Annotated in this window: 13 protein-coding genes; 8 read left to right on the top strand and 5 right to left on the bottom strand. The window is 55.8% G+C overall.

Features of this window, described 5'->3' with window-relative positions:
• Positions 1-3 precede the first annotated feature (3 nt).
• From aceF to yacL, 6 genes are all read left to right on the top strand, one after another.
• The gene (gene aceF / locus ACWPW2_RS02675) at positions 4-1,902 is read left to right on the top strand and encodes a pyruvate dehydrogenase complex dihydrolipoyllysine-residue acetyltransferase (RefSeq protein WP_279793599.1); all 1,899 of its coding nucleotides are present in this window, start codon (positions 4-6) and stop codon (positions 1,900-1,902) included.
• Positions 1,903-2,104: 202 nt separating this feature from the next.
• On the top strand, positions 2,105-3,529 hold the full coding sequence (gene lpdA, locus ACWPW2_RS02680; RefSeq protein ID WP_023480442.1) for a dihydrolipoyl dehydrogenase: 1,425 nt from the start codon (positions 2,105-2,107) through the stop codon (positions 3,527-3,529).
• A 280-nt stretch (positions 3,530-3,809) separates the two neighbouring features.
• Entirely contained in the window at positions 3,810-4,541 is a 732-nt protein-coding gene (gene traT / locus ACWPW2_RS02685; protein WP_023480291.1) for a conjugal transfer complement resistance protein TraT, read from the top strand.
• A gap of 161 nt (positions 4,542-4,702) precedes the next feature.
• Entirely contained in the window at positions 4,703-6,127 is a 1,425-nt protein-coding gene (locus tag ACWPW2_RS02690) for a hypothetical protein (protein ID WP_454121550.1), read from the top strand.
• Positions 6,128-6,400: 273 nt separating this feature from the next.
• Positions 6,401-8,998, top strand: a complete 2,598-nt coding sequence (acnB, locus tag ACWPW2_RS02695; protein ID WP_454121551.1) for a bifunctional aconitate hydratase 2/2-methylisocitrate dehydratase — start codon at positions 6,401-6,403, stop codon at positions 8,996-8,998.
• A 123-nt stretch (positions 8,999-9,121) separates the two neighbouring features.
• Positions 9,122-9,484: a protein YacL gene (gene yacL / locus ACWPW2_RS02700; protein WP_023480494.1), complete on the top strand. Its 363-nt coding sequence runs from the start codon at positions 9,122-9,124 to the stop codon at positions 9,482-9,484.
• A 30-nt stretch (positions 9,485-9,514) separates the two neighbouring features.
• On the opposite strand, the gene speD is transcribed toward yacL, so the two are convergent.
• The 3 genes from speD to ACWPW2_RS02715 all read right to left on the bottom strand — a co-directional run bounded on the left by speD (position 9,515) and on the right by ACWPW2_RS02715 (position 11,624).
• Positions 9,515-10,309: an adenosylmethionine decarboxylase gene (gene speD, locus ACWPW2_RS02705; RefSeq protein WP_023480253.1), complete on the bottom strand. Its 795-nt coding sequence runs from the start codon at positions 10,307-10,309 to the stop codon at positions 9,515-9,517.
• A 20-nt stretch (positions 10,310-10,329) separates the two neighbouring features.
• Positions 10,330-11,190 carry a polyamine aminopropyltransferase gene (speE, locus tag ACWPW2_RS02710; RefSeq protein WP_023480226.1) on the bottom strand — a complete coding sequence of 287 codons (861 nt, stop codon included), beginning with the start codon at positions 11,188-11,190 and terminating at the stop codon, positions 10,330-10,332.
• An 86-nt stretch (positions 11,191-11,276) separates the two neighbouring features.
• On the bottom strand, positions 11,277-11,624 hold the full coding sequence (locus tag ACWPW2_RS02715) for a YacC family pilotin-like protein (protein WP_023480277.1): 348 nt from the start codon (positions 11,622-11,624) through the stop codon (positions 11,277-11,279).
• Between the two features lie 144 nt (positions 11,625-11,768).
• On the opposite strand from ACWPW2_RS02715, the gene cueO reads away from it, so the two are divergent.
• Entirely contained in the window at positions 11,769-13,325 is a 1,557-nt protein-coding gene (gene cueO, locus ACWPW2_RS02720; protein ID WP_454121553.1) for a multicopper oxidase CueO, read from the top strand.
• Between the two features lie 222 nt (positions 13,326-13,547).
• On the opposite strand, the gene ACWPW2_RS02725 is transcribed toward cueO, so the two are convergent.
• Positions 13,548-15,938, bottom strand: a complete 2,391-nt coding sequence (locus tag ACWPW2_RS02725; protein WP_454121555.1) for a glucose/quinate/shikimate family membrane-bound PQQ-dependent dehydrogenase — start codon at positions 15,936-15,938, stop codon at positions 13,548-13,550.
• A 206-nt stretch (positions 15,939-16,144) separates the two neighbouring features.
• Here ACWPW2_RS02725 and hpt point away from each other — a divergent pair, with 206 nt between their 5' ends.
• Positions 16,145-16,681 (top strand): hypoxanthine phosphoribosyltransferase, encoded by a 537-nt coding sequence (hpt, locus tag ACWPW2_RS02730; RefSeq protein WP_023480399.1) that lies wholly within the window; start codon positions 16,145-16,147, stop codon positions 16,679-16,681.
• A gap of 28 nt (positions 16,682-16,709) precedes the next feature.
• Here hpt and can read toward each other — a convergent pair whose 3' ends face one another.
• The gene (gene can, locus ACWPW2_RS02735) at positions 16,710-17,372 is read right to left on the bottom strand and encodes a carbonate dehydratase (RefSeq protein WP_023480421.1); all 663 of its coding nucleotides are present in this window, start codon (positions 17,370-17,372) and stop codon (positions 16,710-16,712) included.
• Positions 17,373-17,428 lie beyond the last annotated feature (56 nt).

Consider the following 17,428-nt stretch of genomic DNA (forward strand, 5'->3'; position numbering starts at 1 on the left):
ACAATGGCTATCGAAATCAACGTACCGGACATCGGGTCTGATGAAGTAGAAATCACCGAGATTCTGGTCAAAGTGGGCGACAAAGTTGAAGCAGAACAGTCGCTGATCACCGTAGAGGGCGACAAAGCCTCTATGGAAGTTCCGTCTCCGCAGGCTGGCGTCGTGAAAGAGATTAAAGTCTCTGTCGGCGACAAAACCGAGACCGGTAAACTGATCATGATTTTCGATTCCGCCGACGGTGCAGCTGACGCTGCACCTGCTCAGGCAGAAGAGAAGAAAGAAGCCGCTCCGGCAGCTACCGCACCGGCTGCTGCAAGCGCAAAAGACGTTCACGTGCCGGATATCGGCGGTGATGAAGTCGAAGTGACCGAAATTCTGGTGAAAGTGGGCGACAGCGTGACCGCTGAGCAGTCCCTGATCACCGTGGAAGGCGACAAAGCCTCCATGGAAGTTCCGGCTCCGTTCGCTGGCACCGTGAAAGAGATCAAAGTCAACACCGGCGACAAAGTCTCCACCGGCTCTCTGATTATGGTCTTCGAAGTGGCAGGTGCTGCACCGGCTGCTGACGCGAAACCGCAGGTCAAAGAAGAAGCGGCTTCTGCTCCGGCAGCGGCTGCGGGCGCGAAAGACGTTAACGTACCGGATATCGGCGGTGACGAAGTTGAAGTGACCGAAGTGATGGTCAAAGTCGGCGATAAAGTCTCTGCTGAACAGTCTCTGATCACCGTTGAAGGCGACAAAGCCTCGATGGAAGTCCCGGCACCGTTCGCGGGCGTGGTGAAAGAGCTGAAAGTGAATGTGGGCGACAAAGTCTCCACCGGCTCGCTGATCATGGTCTTCGAAGTGGAAGGCGCTGCGCCTGCCGCTGCTCCGGCAGCGAAACAGGAAGCGGCTCCGGCACCGGCTGCAAAAGCTGAGAAACCAGCTGCTGCGGCTCCGGCTAAAGCAGAAGGCAAATCTGACTTCGCAGAGAACGACGCTTACGTCCACGCGACTCCGCTGATCCGCCGCCTGGCGCGCGAATTCGGCGTTAACCTGGCGAAAGTGAAGGGCTCCGGTCGTAAAGGCCGTATCCTGCGCGAAGACGTTCAGGCTTACGTGAAAGACGCGGTGAAACGCGCCGAATCCGCACCTGCTGCCGCTACCGGCGGTGGTCTGCCAGGCATGCTGCCGTGGCCGAAAGTGGACTTCAGCAAGTTCGGCGAAATCGAAGAAGTGGAACTGGGCCGTATCCAGAAAATCTCTGGTGCTAACCTGAGCCGTAACTGGGTGATGATCCCGCACGTTACCCACTTCGACAAAACCGATATCACCGATCTGGAAGCGTTCCGTAAACAGCAGAACGCCGAAGCCGAGAAACGTAAACTGGACGTGAAATTCACCCCAGTGGTCTTCATCATGAAAGCCGTTGCTGCGGCCCTTGAGCAGATGCCACGTTTCAACAGCTCGCTGTCCGAAGATGGTCAGCGTCTGACGCTGAAAAAATACATCAACATCGGTGTGGCGGTTGATACCCCGAATGGCCTGGTGGTTCCGGTCTTTAAAGACGTGAACAAGAAGAGCGTGACCGAGCTGTCCCGCGAACTGACCGTGATCTCCAAGAAAGCGCGTGATGGTAAACTGACTGCCGGCGAAATGCAGGGCGGCTGCTTCACCATCTCCAGCATCGGCGGCCTGGGTACGACCCACTTCGCGCCGATTGTGAACGCGCCGGAAGTGGCTATCCTGGGCGTCTCCAAGTCCGCGATGGAACCGGTGTGGAACGGTAAAGAGTTCGTTCCGCGTCTGATGATGCCGATTTCGCTCTCCTTCGACCACCGCGTGATTGACGGTGCTGATGGGGCGCGCTTTATCACCATCATCAATAACATGCTGTCCGACATTCGCCGTCTGGTGATGTAATCGAAAAGCCGGCCTGACGGCCGGCTTTTTTCTGCTAATCTCATAGCGCTTTTGGGGTTATCAGGGGCAAAGGACAATTCGTTAGCCGTTTGTTGTTTCAAAAATGTTAACAATTTTGTAAACTGCGGGCGGATAGAACGTCCCGGTGGATGAAGGGCGACATGAAGTACCCCTGACCGCCGGAAATCAATAAGAGGTCATGATGAGTACTGAAATCAAAACTCAGGTCGTCGTACTTGGGGCAGGCCCGGCAGGTTACTCTGCTGCCTTCCGTTGCGCTGATTTAGGTCTGGAAACCGTCATCGTTGAACGCTACAACACCCTCGGCGGTGTTTGTCTGAATGTAGGTTGTATCCCTTCTAAAGCGCTGCTGCACGTCGCGAAAGTGATTGAAGAAGCTAAAGCGCTGGCCGAGCACGGCATCGTCTTCGGCGAACCGCAGACCGACATCGACAAAATCCGCACCTGGAAAGATAAAGTGATTAACCAGCTGACCGGCGGCCTCGCAGGTATGGCAAAAGGCCGTAAGGTCAAAGTGGTTAACGGTCTGGGTAAATTTACCGGGGCGAACACCCTGGAAGTGGAAGGCGAAAACGGCAAAACCGTGATCAACTTCGACAACGCCATCATCGCGGCGGGGTCCCGTCCGATTGAACTGCCGTTCATTCCGCATGAAGATCCGCGCGTGTGGGACTCCACCGGCGCGCTTGAGCTGAAATCCGTACCGAAGCGTATGCTGGTTATGGGTGGCGGCATCATCGGTCTGGAAATGGGCACCGTATACCATGCGCTGGGTTCAGAGATTGACGTGGTTGAGATGTTCGACCAGGTGATCCCGGCTGCCGACAAAGACGTGGTGAAAGTCTTCACCAAACGCATCAGCAAGAAGTTCAACCTGATGCTGGAAACCAAAGTGACCGCCGTTGAAGCGAAAGAAGACGGTATCTACGTTACGATGGAAGGCAAAAAAGCCCCGGCTGAACCGCAGCGTTACGACGCCGTGCTGGTCGCCATCGGCCGTGTGCCGAACGGTAAAAACCTCGACGCTGGTAAAGCGGGCGTGGAAGTGGACGACCGTGGCTTTATCCGCGTCGACAAACAGCTGCGCACCAACGTGCCGCACATCTTCGCTATCGGCGACATCGTCGGTCAGCCGATGCTGGCGCATAAAGGCGTGCATGAAGGCCACGTTGCCGCAGAAGTTATCGCCGGTAAGAAACACTACTTCGATCCGAAAGTGATCCCGTCTATCGCCTATACCGAGCCAGAGGTGGCATGGGTAGGTCTGACCGAGAAAGAAGCGAAAGAGAAAGGCATCAGCTACGAAACCGCCACCTTCCCGTGGGCAGCTTCTGGCCGTGCTATCGCTTCCGATTGCGCAGACGGTATGACCAAACTGATTTTCGACAAAGAGACGCACCGTGTTATCGGTGGCGCGGTTGTCGGCACCAACGGCGGCGAGCTGCTGGGTGAAATCGGTCTGGCGATCGAAATGGGCTGTGATGCAGAAGATATCGCGCTGACCATCCACGCGCACCCGACGCTGCACGAATCTGTTGGCCTGGCCGCAGAAGTGTTCGAAGGCAGCATCACCGACCTGCCGAACCCGAAAGCGAAGAAGAAATAACTCTCTTCACGCCGCTTGTGCGTTCGACAATAAAGCAGCCTTTATGGCTGCTTTTTTTATGCCTGGCGAAAACCACCACATTTAGTAGGTAATTCCCTCTCAACCAATTGATAACGAAGCCGATAACTCACTTAAGAATAGTGTTGGCACGCTCGCCTCAGGCGGGTGGCCTGGCGTCGTCATGACATGGACTTTGTCTCTTATCCGCGTTTCATCGCTCCCGTCCTGCCTTTGCCGCATTTGTTGTTCTTCTGGTGTTCGAAATATAAAGGAATCGTTAATGTCTATTAAAAAACTCGCTGTTGTCGGTATGGTTCTGGCAGCGTTTACCCTCTCCGGCTGTGGCGCGATGACGACGGCTATCAAAAAACGCAATCTGGATGTGAAAACCCAGATGAGCCAGACCATCTGGCTGGAGCCGGCTTCTGAGAAAACGGTGTTTATTCAGGTGAAAAATACCTCTGATAAAGACATGAGTAATTTGCAGACCCTGCTGGCGAAAGAGCTGAGCGATAAAGGCTATAAAGTCACCTCCTCTCCGGATACGGCCTATTACTGGATCCAGGCGAACGTGCTGAAAGCGGACAAAATGGATCTGCGTGAAACTCAGGGCTACCTGAAAAGCGGTTACGAAGGCGCGGCGATTGGTGCCGGTCTGGGTGCCGGTATCACCGCCTATAACAGCAACTCCTCCGGCGCCGCGCTGGGCGTGGGTCTGGCGGCTGGCCTGATTGGCCTCGCAGCAGACGCGATGGTGGAAGATGTGAACTTCACTATGATCACCGACCTGCAGATCTCCGAGCGTAGCAAAGCGAAAGTGACCACCGATAATATCGCTGCACTGCGTCAGGGCACCTCCGGTATCAAGCTGCAGACCAGCACCGAAGAGGGTAACCGCGCGAAATACCAGACCCGCGTGGTCTCTAACGCCAACAAAGTAAACCTGAAATTCGAAGAGGCGAAACCGGCTCTCGAAGCGCAGCTGGCAAAATCTGTCGCCAACATCATGTAAGTTGATTGCTGACATCTTAAAAAGCGGGCTCGGGCAACTGGTCCGCTTTTTTTATACGTAAAAGTGACGGATGCCTGCTTTTCAGGCAAAAGCGATAAACCTTCGCCGCACGCTGCCGATGTTACTTATTTACCATTTCGGTGAGAGGGAGTTTCATCGCCATGATTAACGGCATTAACCTTACTGCGCTACTGCCATCAGCCGCGCGGGTCAGTACCCCGGCGCGAGTCGGCATTGCCGCACCCGCATCTGTAAACAAAGCATCTCCCGTGGATGATGCCTCGACAAAAGTGATGTTCGGCAGCCAGACGCCAGAGATCGCCGCCGTCTATTCGCTGATCCCTAAGAAAGTGAACCCGGCGATTGCCGAGCAGCAGCATAGCCAGATTCAGGGGCTGATGGGGCTGGCTTCTGGCGGCACCTCCATCTCCGCTTTCGCCACGCTTGGCAGCACGCTGCTGAGTAACCTCAATGATAACCGTGGCGATGTCGTGCAGACGCTGCGCGGTGCGGATATGGGCATTGCCCGCGCGGCAAATAATTCCGCCATCAGCATGGATATCGTCACCCAGTCCGGCACGAAAGTGCAGCTGGTGATGAGCCAGCAGGATGACGGCATGACCGTTCAGCTGAAAACCGATGGCGAAGCGCTTAATGACGACGAAGCGGCCGCCATCGCGGGCCTCGGTAAAGCGCTGGGGGAGACCCTGAGCGGCCTCGGCAAGCAGCAACCGCAGCTGGACATCAGCGGCTTAACCCAGTTTGATACGCGCCTGCTGAAATCGGTGGATCTGAAAACCGACCTGCGTAACGACGATAAGTCGTTGCAGTCGCTCAATTTCCATTCGGATAACAAAACGCGTTCCACGGCTTATGAAGATGGCGAGTTCTCGCTGAAAATGAGCAGCGATATGGCGCACTCTGCCTTTGCCGGCAACGCCGCGCAGCAGCAAATCGCCTTAAGCGCGTGGGATAGCAAGTTCGATAAAGCGCGCACTGCCGGGCAGGGCAATTATGACCAGATGGCAGCGATGAAGGCGGTCTTCCGGGCGCTTAACAGCAATACCAGCGCCGAAACAATGCCTGTCGTGGCGACCAATGCGATCCGCATCGGCGATAACGGCGCGTCACAGCTGAGCGGTTTGAATGATTTCTCGCTCTCGCTGACGCAGACGGAGAAGTCGGTCAACCCGGCGAAGTTGCAGGAGAAAGATCGCTTTGCCTACACCGCCTCGCAGTCAACGGAAGCCAATTCCCATAGCGACAGCACTAAGAGCGTGAAACAGACGACGCGAAGCAACCTGAGCGCCGCATGGCACCAGGCGATCGATCCGTCGATTCCGCTGGCGTTGGGCACGCAGAAATCCTCACAAAGCTACTTCTACCATGTGGTCGAAAACAGCGAGGAGAACAGCACCACGCTCAACTACAATGGACGCGGCCAACTGGCTAACGTTCAGCACCATCAGCAAGTAGATAACCGTGAAACGGTGAAAAAGTACCTGCTGGGCAAACTGGTTGATGAGAACCTGAACCCGGAGAAATATAGCCGTAGCTGGGGGCTGGACATTCTCGGCAAGCTTTAACATCGTCTTAACGTAACGGCTCTGCGGAGCCGTTTGTTTTCTCGGCGGTTCGAGGATTATTTTTCGCTAAACCCCTCTGCCGTCGGCTTTATGCCATCTGTAACGATTCAGCCGGGATTTAATGTTGCTTTTTTGTAAACAGATTAACACCCCCTGAAATTCCTGCTATGCTGCCCGGCGCGGTTCGCGGATTTACCCTACAAACTGCTGTCTCACAGGAGCGTGAAGAGAAACGCCTGCCGCATTATGACAATGAGAGCGAGGAGAACCGTCGTGCTAGAAGAATACCGTAAGCACGTAGCTGAACGTGCTGCTGAGGGGATTGCGCCAAAACCATTAGATGCAACCCAAATGGCCGCGCTTGTCGAGCTGCTGAAGAGTCCGCCTGCTGGCGAAGAAGAATTCCTGTTAGACCTGCTGGCTAACCGTGTCCCGCCCGGTGTTGATGAAGCTGCCTATGTAAAAGCGGGTTTCCTTGCAGCGGTCGCCAAAGGCGACGCAACCTCCCCACTGGTTAGCCCTGAAAAAGCCGTTGAACTGCTGGGTACCATGCAGGGCGGCTACAACATCCATCCGCTGATTGAAGCCCTGGATAACGACGCGCTGGCACCGATTGCTGCCAAAGCCCTCTCCCATACCCTGCTGATGTTCGATAACTTCTACGACGTGGAAGAGAAAGCGAAAGCGGGCAACGCCTACGCCAAACAGGTGATGCAATCCTGGGCTGATGCTGAATGGTTCCAGAGCCGTCCGCCGCTGGCCGAGAAGATCACCGTTACCGTCTTTAAAGTGACCGGCGAAACCAACACCGATGACCTTTCACCGGCACCGGATGCCTGGTCGCGCCCGGATATTCCGCTGCACGCGCTGGCGATGCTGAAAAACGCCCGTGAAGGGATCGAGCCGGATCAGCCGGGCAGCGTTGGCCCGATCAAACAGATCGAGGCGCTGGCGCAGAAAGGCTTCCCGTTGGCCTACGTCGGCGACGTCGTTGGTACCGGCTCTTCGCGTAAATCCGCCACCAACTCGGTGCTGTGGTTTATGGGCGACGACATTCCGAACGTGCCGAACAAGCGCGGCGGCGGTCTGGTGCTTGGCGGCAAAATCGCCCCTATCTTCTTCAACACCATGGAAGATGCCGGTGCGCTGCCAATTGAAGTCGACGTCTCTGACCTGAACATGGGCGACGTGATTGACGTTTACCCGTTCAAAGGCGAAGTGCGCAACCACGAAACCGGCGAACTGCTGGCGACCTTTGAACTGAAAACCGACGTGCTGATTGATGAAGTGCGCGCCGGTGGCCGTATCCCGCTGATTATCGGCCGTGGCCTGACCACCAAAGCGCGTGAAGCGCTGGGTCTGCCGCCAAGCGAGATCTTCCGTCAGGCGAAAGACGTGGCGGAAAGCAGCCGCGGCTACTCGCTGGCGCAGAAAATGGTCGGCCGCGCCTGTGGGGTCGACGGTGTTCGTCCAGGCGCGTACTGCGAACCGAAGATGACCTCTGTTGGCTCGCAGGACACCACCGGTCCGATGACCCGTGATGAGCTGAAAGACCTGGCGTGCCTCGGCTTCTCTGCCGATCTGGTAATGCAGTCCTTCTGCCACACTGCGGCCTATCCGAAGCCGGTTGATGTCACCACCCACCATACGCTGCCGGACTTCATTATGAACCGTGGCGGCGTGTCGCTGCGTCCGGGCGATGGCGTTATCCACTCCTGGCTGAACCGCATGCTGCTGCCGGATACTGTTGGCACCGGCGGTGACTCCCACACCCGTTTCCCGATTGGTATCTCCTTCCCGGCGGGCTCTGGTCTGGTGGCGTTTGCTGCCGCGACCGGCGTGATGCCGCTGGATATGCCGGAATCAGTGCTGGTGCGCTTTAAAGGCCAAATGCAGCCGGGCATCACCCTGCGCGATCTGGTTCACGCCATTCCGCTGTACGCTATCAAACAGGGTCTGCTGACCGTTGAGAAGAAGGGTAAGAAAAACATCTTCTCCGGCCGTATCCTGGAAATTGAAGGCTTGCCGGATCTGAAAGTCGAGCAGGCGTTCGAGCTGACCGATGCCTCTGCTGAGCGTTCTGCTGCGGGTTGCACCATCAAGCTGAACAAAGAGCCGATTATCGAGTACCTGACCTCCAACATCGTGCTGCTGAAGTGGATGATTGCTGAAGGCTATGGCGATCGCCGTACGCTGGAGCGCCGTATCCAGGGCATGGAGAAATGGCTGGCGGATCCGCAGCTGCTTGAAGCGGATGCGGACGCAGATTACGCGGCGGTGATCGATATCGATCTGGCCGAAATCAAAGAGCCGATCCTCTGCGCGCCGAACGATCCGGACGATGCGCGTCTGCTCTCTGATGTGCAGGGCGAAAGCATTGATGAGGTGTTCATCGGTTCCTGTATGACCAACATCGGCCACTTCCGCGCCGCCGGTAAGCTGCTGGATAGCCACAAAGGCCAGCTGCCGACCCGCCTGTGGGTTGCGCCGCCGACGCGTATGGACGCCGCACAGCTGACCGAAGAGGGCTACTACAGCGTCTTTGGTAAGAGCGGTGCGCGTATCGAAATCCCGGGCTGCTCCCTGTGCATGGGTAACCAGGCACGCGTGGCAGACGGTGCGACCGTCGTTTCAACGTCGACCCGTAACTTCCCGAACCGTTTAGGTACCGGCGCGAACGTCTTCCTGGCCTCTGCTGAGCTGGCAGCCGTCTCGGCGCTGATCGGCAAGCTGCCGACGCCGCAAGAGTATCTGACCTTTATGGATCAGGTGGATAAAACCGCCGTGGATACTTACCGCTACCTCAACTTTGACAAGCTTGATCAATACACCGATAAAGCTGAAGGCGTGATATTCCAGACCGCCGTCTAAATAAAAAAGCCACTCTTCGGAGTGGCTTTTTTTTCCTTCCTTCCCGTCCCCGCGCTTTTTTTCCTGTATGGTGCTGCGATAATTAAAGCACTGGCGGCTCTCTGGCCCCCATGAGGAGCAATGATGGATTACGAATTTCTGCGCGATGTCACCGGCGGCGTCAAAGTGCGCATGTCGATGGGGCACGAAGTGATCGGCCACTGGTTTAACGAAGAGGTGAAAGAGAACCTCGCCCTACTGGATGAAGTGGAGCAGGCGGCGCAAACGGTGAAGGGCAGCGAGCGCTCGTGGCAGCGCGTCGGCCATGAGTATACGCTGTGGCTGGATGGTGAAGAGGTGATGATCCGCGCCAATCTGCTGGAGTTTACCGGCGACGAGATGGAAGAGGGGATGAACTACTACGATGAGGAGAGTTTATCCCTCTGCGGCGTGGAAGATTTTCTTCAGGTGGTGGCCGCTTACCGGCAATTTCTCAAGCAGCGCTAATCGGGGAGCGTCCCTGCTCCCGCTGCGCATTTACACGGCCGGGATGTTACGGCCGTAGTAGATCTCGCGCATCTCTTTCCACAGCGCTTCCGTGATCTCTTTCCGCTCCTGCGGCGTCAAATCTTCCGGTTTGGTATGGAACATGTAGTGCTTAAGATCGAACTCCTTAAGCAACATTTTGGTATGGAAGATGTTTTCCTGGTAAACATTCACATCCATCATGTCATACAGCGATTTCATATCGTCAGACATAAAGTTCTGGATCGAATTAATCTCGTGGTCGATGAAGTGCTTCATGCCATTCACGTCGCGCGTAAAGCCGCGCACGCGGTAGTCGACGGTCACGATATCCGACTCAAGCTGATGGATCAGGTAGTTCAGCGCTTTCAGCGGCGAAATCACCCCGCAGGTTGAGACTTCAATGTCAGCGCGGAAGGTGCACAGCCCGCCTTCGGGGTGGCTCTCCGGGTAGGTGTGCACGCAGATATGGCTCTTATCCAGATGCGCGACAACCGCTTCCGGCAGCGGCCCCGGATGTTCGGTTTTATCGATCAGGTGCGGGTCGACTGGCTCTTCGCTCACCAGGATCGTCACGCTCGCACCCTGTGGCTCGTAGTCCTGGCGGGCAATATTCAAAATGTTGGCGCCAATGATGTTACAGGTCTCCGTCAGGATCTCCGTCAGGCGGTTGGCGTTATAGAGTTCATCAATATAGGCAATATAGCCGTCGCGCTCTTCGGCGGTTTTGGCGTAGCAGATATCGTAGATACAAAAACTCAGGCTTTTGGTCAGGTTGTTAAAGCCATGTAGTTTAAGCTTTTTCAATTTTTCTCACCCCCTTAGCGTCACTGTGCAGACAGTGCATCGTGTAGATATTGTGGCAGAGCGAATGCTGCCGTATGGATTGCCGGATTGTAGTAACGGCAGGTCAGTGCGGCGGTGTGGAAACGCGCGGCGATAATCTCCGTGGAGAGCGAGCGCAACGCTTCGTTATCCGTCGCCCAGGCAAAGGTCATAATGCCGCCGTAATAGGTCGGGATTGCCGCCTGGTAGAAGCTGACATCGGCAAAGTAGTGGCCCAGTTTGCGATGGCTGCCAACGGCTTCCTCCTGCTGTAAGAAGCAGACGCCGTTCTGCGCGACAAAAATCCCGCCGGGATTAAGGCAGCGCTTGCACCCTTCATAAAACGCCGAGGTGAAGAGGCTCTCGCCCGGACCGACAGGATCGGTACAGTCAGAGATAATCACATCGAAGGTTTTTTGCGTGTGGTTGACGAAGTTGACGCCATCATCAATCACCAGCTCAAAGCGCGGGTCGTCGTAGGCACCGGCGTTGTGTTTGGGCAGGTACTGGCGGCAGAAAGAGACGACGCCTGCGTCGATCTCTACCATGGTGATGGTTTCAATATTTTTGTGGCGGGAGACTTCGCGCAGCATCGCGCCGTCGCCGCCGCCAATGATCAGCACATGCTTTGCGTGACCGTGCGCCAGCAGCGGAACGTGAGTCATCATCTCGTGATAGATAAACTCATCGCGTTCGGTGGTTTGTACCACGCCATCCAGCGCCATCACGCGGCCAAAGGCGGCATTTTCGAAGATAATCAGATCCTGATGATCGGTCTTCTCGTGGTAAAGCACCTTATCAACGGCAAAGTACTGACCAAAGTTGTCGTGCAGCGTTTCTTGCCAAATGGTGTTGTCGGCCATTCGTCGCTCCTTTGTTAACATCCGTGAAAAACGGGCGCAACATGATAGCCAACTCTGGCGAACGATGCACGGTCAAAAGATAAGCGCTATTTTACGTAGGCGAGCAGACTCAACGAGTCACGGGCAAGAGCTTTGCACTTTTTCGCCGTTGGAATGCCGATGCCGCTCAGATCGCGGTAGCTCTCTTCGCCCAGCGCTTTCATGTTCCAGCTATCGTAGTTGCTGAGATCCCACTGATTTTGCTGGGCAAAAAAGACCAGCGCACGGCGGATCTGCCCGTTAGGTAAGTTGTTATAACCGCAGTCATTTTTCAGAAAAACAAACACCGCCGTCAGATCGGCCATGTCTTCAGCTTCAGATTCACTCAGGGCATAACTATTGGCGGAGACAGCGAGCAGGCTGCCAAGGATGATACTTCTGAAAAACGTTTTCATTCTCTCTACCACGGCGTAACGGAAATTAAACGTTAGCACAGTCCAGTTAACGCGACGATATTTATTATCGTCTGCTTTCTTGACCTTCCGGCAGGGGAAAGGTTTACGCTTAATGCATCGCCGACTCTTGATAAGGATATACCCATGCAACGTCGAGATTTCCTTAAATATTCCGCGCTCCTGGGGGCTGCCAGCGCGCTGCCGCTCTGGAGCCGCTCGCTCTTCGCCGCCACCCGGCCCACGTTACCCATTCCACCGCTGCTTGCCCCGGATGCAGAGAGCCGCATTGTCTTAACGGTGCAGGCAGGGGAGAGCCAGTTTGCACAGAAAAGCGCGACAACCTGGGGGTATAACGGCGCGTTGCTGGGGCCAGCTATTCAGCTGCGCCAGGGAAAAGCGGTGACGGTGGATATCCGCAATCAGCTTGCTGAAGAGACCACTGTGCACTGGCACGGTCTCGAAGTGCCGGGGGAGGTCGACGGCGGGCCGCAGGGCGTGATTAAGGCGGGCGGTAGCCGGACGGTAACCTTCACGCCCACGCAGCAGGCTGCCACCTGCTGGTTCCACCCTCATCAGCATGGCAAAACCGGGCGTCAGGTGGCGATGGGGCTCGCCGGGCTGGTGCTAATCGAAGATGAGAACAGCCGCAAACTGCGCCTGCCGCAGCAGTGGGGCATCGATGATGTGCCGGTGATCGTGCAGGACAAAAAATTGACCGCGCAGGGGCAGATTGATTACCAGCTCGATGTGATGAGCGCGGCGGTGGGCTGGTTTGGCGATACGCTGCTCGCCAACGGTGCCGTCTACCCGCAGCATGCGGCTCCGCGCGGCTGGCTGCGCCTGCGCCTGCTCAACGGGTGTAATGCGCGCTCGCTCAATTTTGCCACCAGCGATAAGCGCCCGCTTTATGTCATCGCCAGCGACGGCGGTTTGCTAAGTGAGCCGGTTAAGGTGACTGAACTGCCGATGTTGATGGGCGAACGGTTCGAGGTACTGGTGGATATCAGCGATGGTAAGACTTTCGATCTGGTGACGCTGCCAGTTAAGCAGATGGGCATGACCGTCGCGCCGTTTGACCAGCCGGTACCGGTGCTGCGTATTCAACCGTTGCAGGTGACCGCCTCGGGCGATCTGCCGGATACGCTTGCTTCGCTGCCCGCACTGCCTGCGCTTGAGGGCTTAACTCAGCGCACCCTGCAACTGTCGATGGATCCAATGCTCGATATGATGGGCATGCAGGCGCTACAGCAGAAGTATGGCGACGGCGCGATGGCGGGCATGGGGATGCATCACGGCGATATGCACGGGATGCAGATGGATCATGGCCATATGGATCACGGCAGCCAGGGGTTTGATTTCCACAATGCCAACCGTATCAACGGCAAAGCATTTGATATGGTGACGCCGCAATTTGCAGTGCAAAAAGGGCAGTTTGAACGCTGGGCGATCTCCGGGGAGGGGGACATGATGTTGCATCCGTTCCATATTCACGGTACGCAGTTCCGCATCCTCTCTGAAAACGGCAAGCCGCCCGCGGCGCATCGCGCAGGCTGGAAGGATACGGTCAATGTGTACGGTGCGCGCAGTGAAGTGCTGGTGCGCTTTGATCATGCGGCAGCGAAAGAGTTTGCCTATATGGCGCACTGCCATCTGCTGGAGCATGAAGATACCGGCATGATGCTCGGCTTTACCGTCGCGTAAACTGCGCCCGGCAAAAATGCCTGATGGCGCTGCGCTTATCAGGCCTACGGTTCTGCGATCGGTTTCGGGGTTTTGTAGGCCGGATAAGGCGCCAGCCGCCATCCGGCAATGCGTTCAGATTTGACAATAAAAAAGCCCGGCAGCGCAATGCGTGCCGGGCTTTGTTTTGTAGGCCGGATAAAGCGCCAGCCGCCATCCGGCAACACTACAGCAGGGGGCTAATTACTTCGCGTCATCCGGCAGAGCAAACGCCACGATGTAATCACCCATCTTGGTACCGAACGAACCGTGACCGCCTGCGGAGATGACAACGTATTGCTTGCCATTCACTTCATAGGTCATCGGCGTTGCCTGACCACCCGCTGGCAGACGACCTTCCCACAGTTTGTCACCGTTGGTCATGTTGTACGCGCGCAGGTAGTTATCCGCTGTACCGGCGATAAACAGCACGTTACCGGCAGTAGAGATCGGGCCACCAAGCATCGGCATACCGAGGGTAAACGGCACTTTAATCGGCATCGGGAACGGCAGGCTATCCTGCGGCGTACCGATACGTTTTTTCCATGCTACCTGGTTGGTTTTCAGATCCAGCGCAGAGATATAACCCCAGGCTGGCTGTTTGCACGGCAGGCCAAACGGCGAGAGGAACGGGTTCAGCGTGACGCCAAACGGCACGCCATACTGCGGCTGAATACCAGATTCCGAACCAGTGCCTTTCGCATCCTTCGGCGGCTCCATCGGGTTGTTTGGACCACGCGGGATCAGCTTAGAGACAAACGGCAGCGCCATCGGGTTAGCAATAGCCACCTGGCGGTTTGGATCGACGGAGATACCGCCCCACTCAAACATGCCAAGGTTACCCGGGAAGACCAGCGTACCCTGCTCGGACGGCGGGGTGAAAATGCCTTCATAACGCATCTGGTGGAACATCACACGGCACACCAGTTGGTCGAACATGGTGGCGCCCCACATATCCGCACCGCTCAAATCTCTCTTCGGACGGAAGCTCAGATCGGAGAAGGGTTGGGTTTTGGTGACGTAATCGCCTTTCGCTGCGCCCTGCGGAACCGGTTTTTCCGGTGCCGGCACAACCAGTTCGCCGTTACGACGATCCAGCACGAAGATGTTACCGGTTTTCGCCGGAGCATAAACGACCGGCACTTTCTTACCGTTCACATCGATATCCGCCAGCGTTGGCTGGGACGGCATATCCATATCCCACAGATCGTGGTGTACGGTCTGATAGCTCCACACCAGCTTACCGGTGGTCGCATTCAGCGCAACAATGGAACTGGCGTAACGCTCCTGCTCCGGCGTGCGGTTACCGCCCCAGATATCTGGCGTGGTAACGCCCATCGGCAGGTAGACCATATCCAGCTTCGCGTCATAGGCCGCAGGGGCCCAGGAGTTCGGCGAGTTAAGGGTGAAGTGGTGTTCATCCGCCGGGATTGCATTCGGATCTTTCGCGCCCGGATCGAAGGCCCACAGCAGCTTACCAGTGTTGATATCGAAACCACGAATCACACCAGACGGCTCACGGGTAGAGAAGTTATCCGTTACCGCACCGGCAATGATAATCACTTTATCGGTGACGATCGGCGGTGAAGTCGGCTCATACATCCCCGGCGTGGTAACCGGCATGTTGGTTTGCAGGTTGAGGATACCTTTGTTAGCAAAGGTGTCACACAGCTTGCCGTTATCGGCGTTCACCGCGAACAGGCGACCGTCGTTGACCGGCAGAATAATGCGGCGCGGGCAGTTAGCCACGACTTCCGGGCTGGCGTTTTCCGCTGTCGCTTCGTGGTAAGAGACACCACGGCAGGTGACATGCTGGAAGGACGGGTCCGCGTTCAGCTGCGGATCGAAGTGCCACTTCTCTTTACCGCTTGCAGCATCAAGTGCGAACAGACGCTGGTGAGCGGTGCAGAGGAACAGGGTGTCGCCCACTTTAATCGGCGTCACTTCGTTGGTGATTTCACCCGGATCGTTCGGCAGCTTCAGGTCGCCGGTGCGGAATACCCAGGCTTCCTTCAGGTTCTTCACGTTATCCGCGTTAATCTGCTTCAGCGGGGAGTAACGCTGGCCTTCCTGGTTACGGCCATAAGCCGGCCAGTCGCTATCAGCAACGTTAGAGATCGGTGCAGCAGGCGTCGAGTCAGCGCTCAGGGTGCCGTTGATCTCCTGCGGGTCGTTAAAACCGGCCCAGGTCAGAATGCCGCCGCTAATCAGCAGTACCGCTAACAGAGCAGCAACCGCGCCACGGGCAGGAATAATCAGGCGACGCCAGACAAATGGCAGAATCAGCCAGATACCGAAGAAGACAAGAATATCGCTACGTGGGGTCAGCGCCCAGAAGTCGAAGCCGACTTCCCAAACGCCCCACAGCATGGTGGCAAGCAGCAGGACCGCATAAAGCCAGAGCGCGGAACGCTTCCCTTTCCACAGCAGCCAGGTTACGCCGAGCATCACCAGGCCAGCGATGGGGTAGTACCAGGAGCCGCCGATGGAGACCAGCCAGACACCACCGATTAAAAGATACAGCCCGCAGAAGGCTGCAAAGATCGTCGTCAGCATTATCAATAGCCGCGACCGTTGCGATTTTGTTTCTGCCATAAAAGGAATACTCATCAGTTTGTTAAATTTTTGATAGCAACTAATTATAAGTGTTAACAAGTGTGATCGTCATCACAAATCGAGCTTTCTCGATGCATGCCCACCTGAATTGGTTTTGCTGGTATACTTCACGGCTTGCGTTTCAATCACCGGTTTAAGCGATTGGTGTTGAATTATTTGCTTCTAAAATCATATGGTTAGTTAATATGAAACACAAAGTTGAAGTGATGATCCCGGAAGCGGAGATCAAAGCACGCGTCGCCGAACTGGGTCGTCAAATCACTGAACGTTACAAAGATAGCGGCAGCGAGATGGTGCTGGTGGGGCTGCTGCGCGGCTCGTTTATGTTTATGGCCGATCTCTGCCGTGAAGTGCAGGTCTCCCATGAAGTCGATTTTATGACCGCCTCCAGCTACGGCAGCGGCATGTCATCGACCCGTGATGTGAAAATCCTCAAAGATCTGGATGAAGATATTCGCGGCAAAGATGTATTGATTGTTGAAGACATTATCGATTCTGGCAACACGCTGTCGAAAGTGCGCGAGATCCTGAGCCTGCGTGAGCCGAAATCGCTGGCGATCTGCACCCTGCTGGATAAGCCCTCGCGACGCGAAGTGGATGTCACCGTTGAGTATGTCGGTTTCTCGATTCCGGATGAGTTTGTGGTGGGTTACGGAATTGACTACGCTCAGCGCTATCGCCATTTGCCCTATGTCGGCAAAGTGGTAATGCTGGACGAATAAAAAAATCGGGGCCGACGGGCCCCGATTGTTATTTGTGATTAATGTGCTTCTGGCTGATGTTCTGTACACCTGTGCGGTAACGCTGTTCCAGCGTTTCGCGGTTGGTGGCAGTCACTTCCAGATCGCGCAGCAGGCCATCGTGGATGCCGTAAGCCCAGCCGTGAATCGTCACGTTCTGGCCGCGTTTCCAGGCGGATTGCATAATCGTTGAGTGGCCAAGGTTATAAACCTGCTCCATGACGTTCAATTCGCAAAGCGTATCGAGACGACGTTCTGGCGGCATTTCGCCGAGCAGCGAGCTATGTTTAAACCAGATGTCGCGAATGTGCAGCAGCCAGTTGTTGATAAGACCCAGTTCCGGGTTTTCAACCGCTGCCTGAACACCGCCGCAGCCGTAGTGGCCGCAGATGATGATGTGTTCAACTTCCAGCACATCAACGGCGTATTGCACAACGGAGAGGCAGTTTAAGTCGGTATGGATGACCAGGTTGGCCACGTTACGGTGAACAAACAGCTCGCCGGGTTCAAGGCCAGTCAGGCGCTCAGCCGGAACGCGTGAGTCTGAACAGCCAATCCACAGAAAGCGCGGCTTTTGTGCCTGCGCCAGCGTTGCAAAAAATCCTGGATCTTCCTCGACCAGCATTTTTGACCATAGTGCGTTGTTGCTGATGAGTGTATCTATGTCTTTCATAGCGCTTTGCGACCTGTAAGCAAAATAAGTGCGAGGCCTAATATAGGTCAACTCTT

The sequence above is a fragment of the Kosakonia sp. Marseille-Q7440 genome (assembly GCF_965119485.1).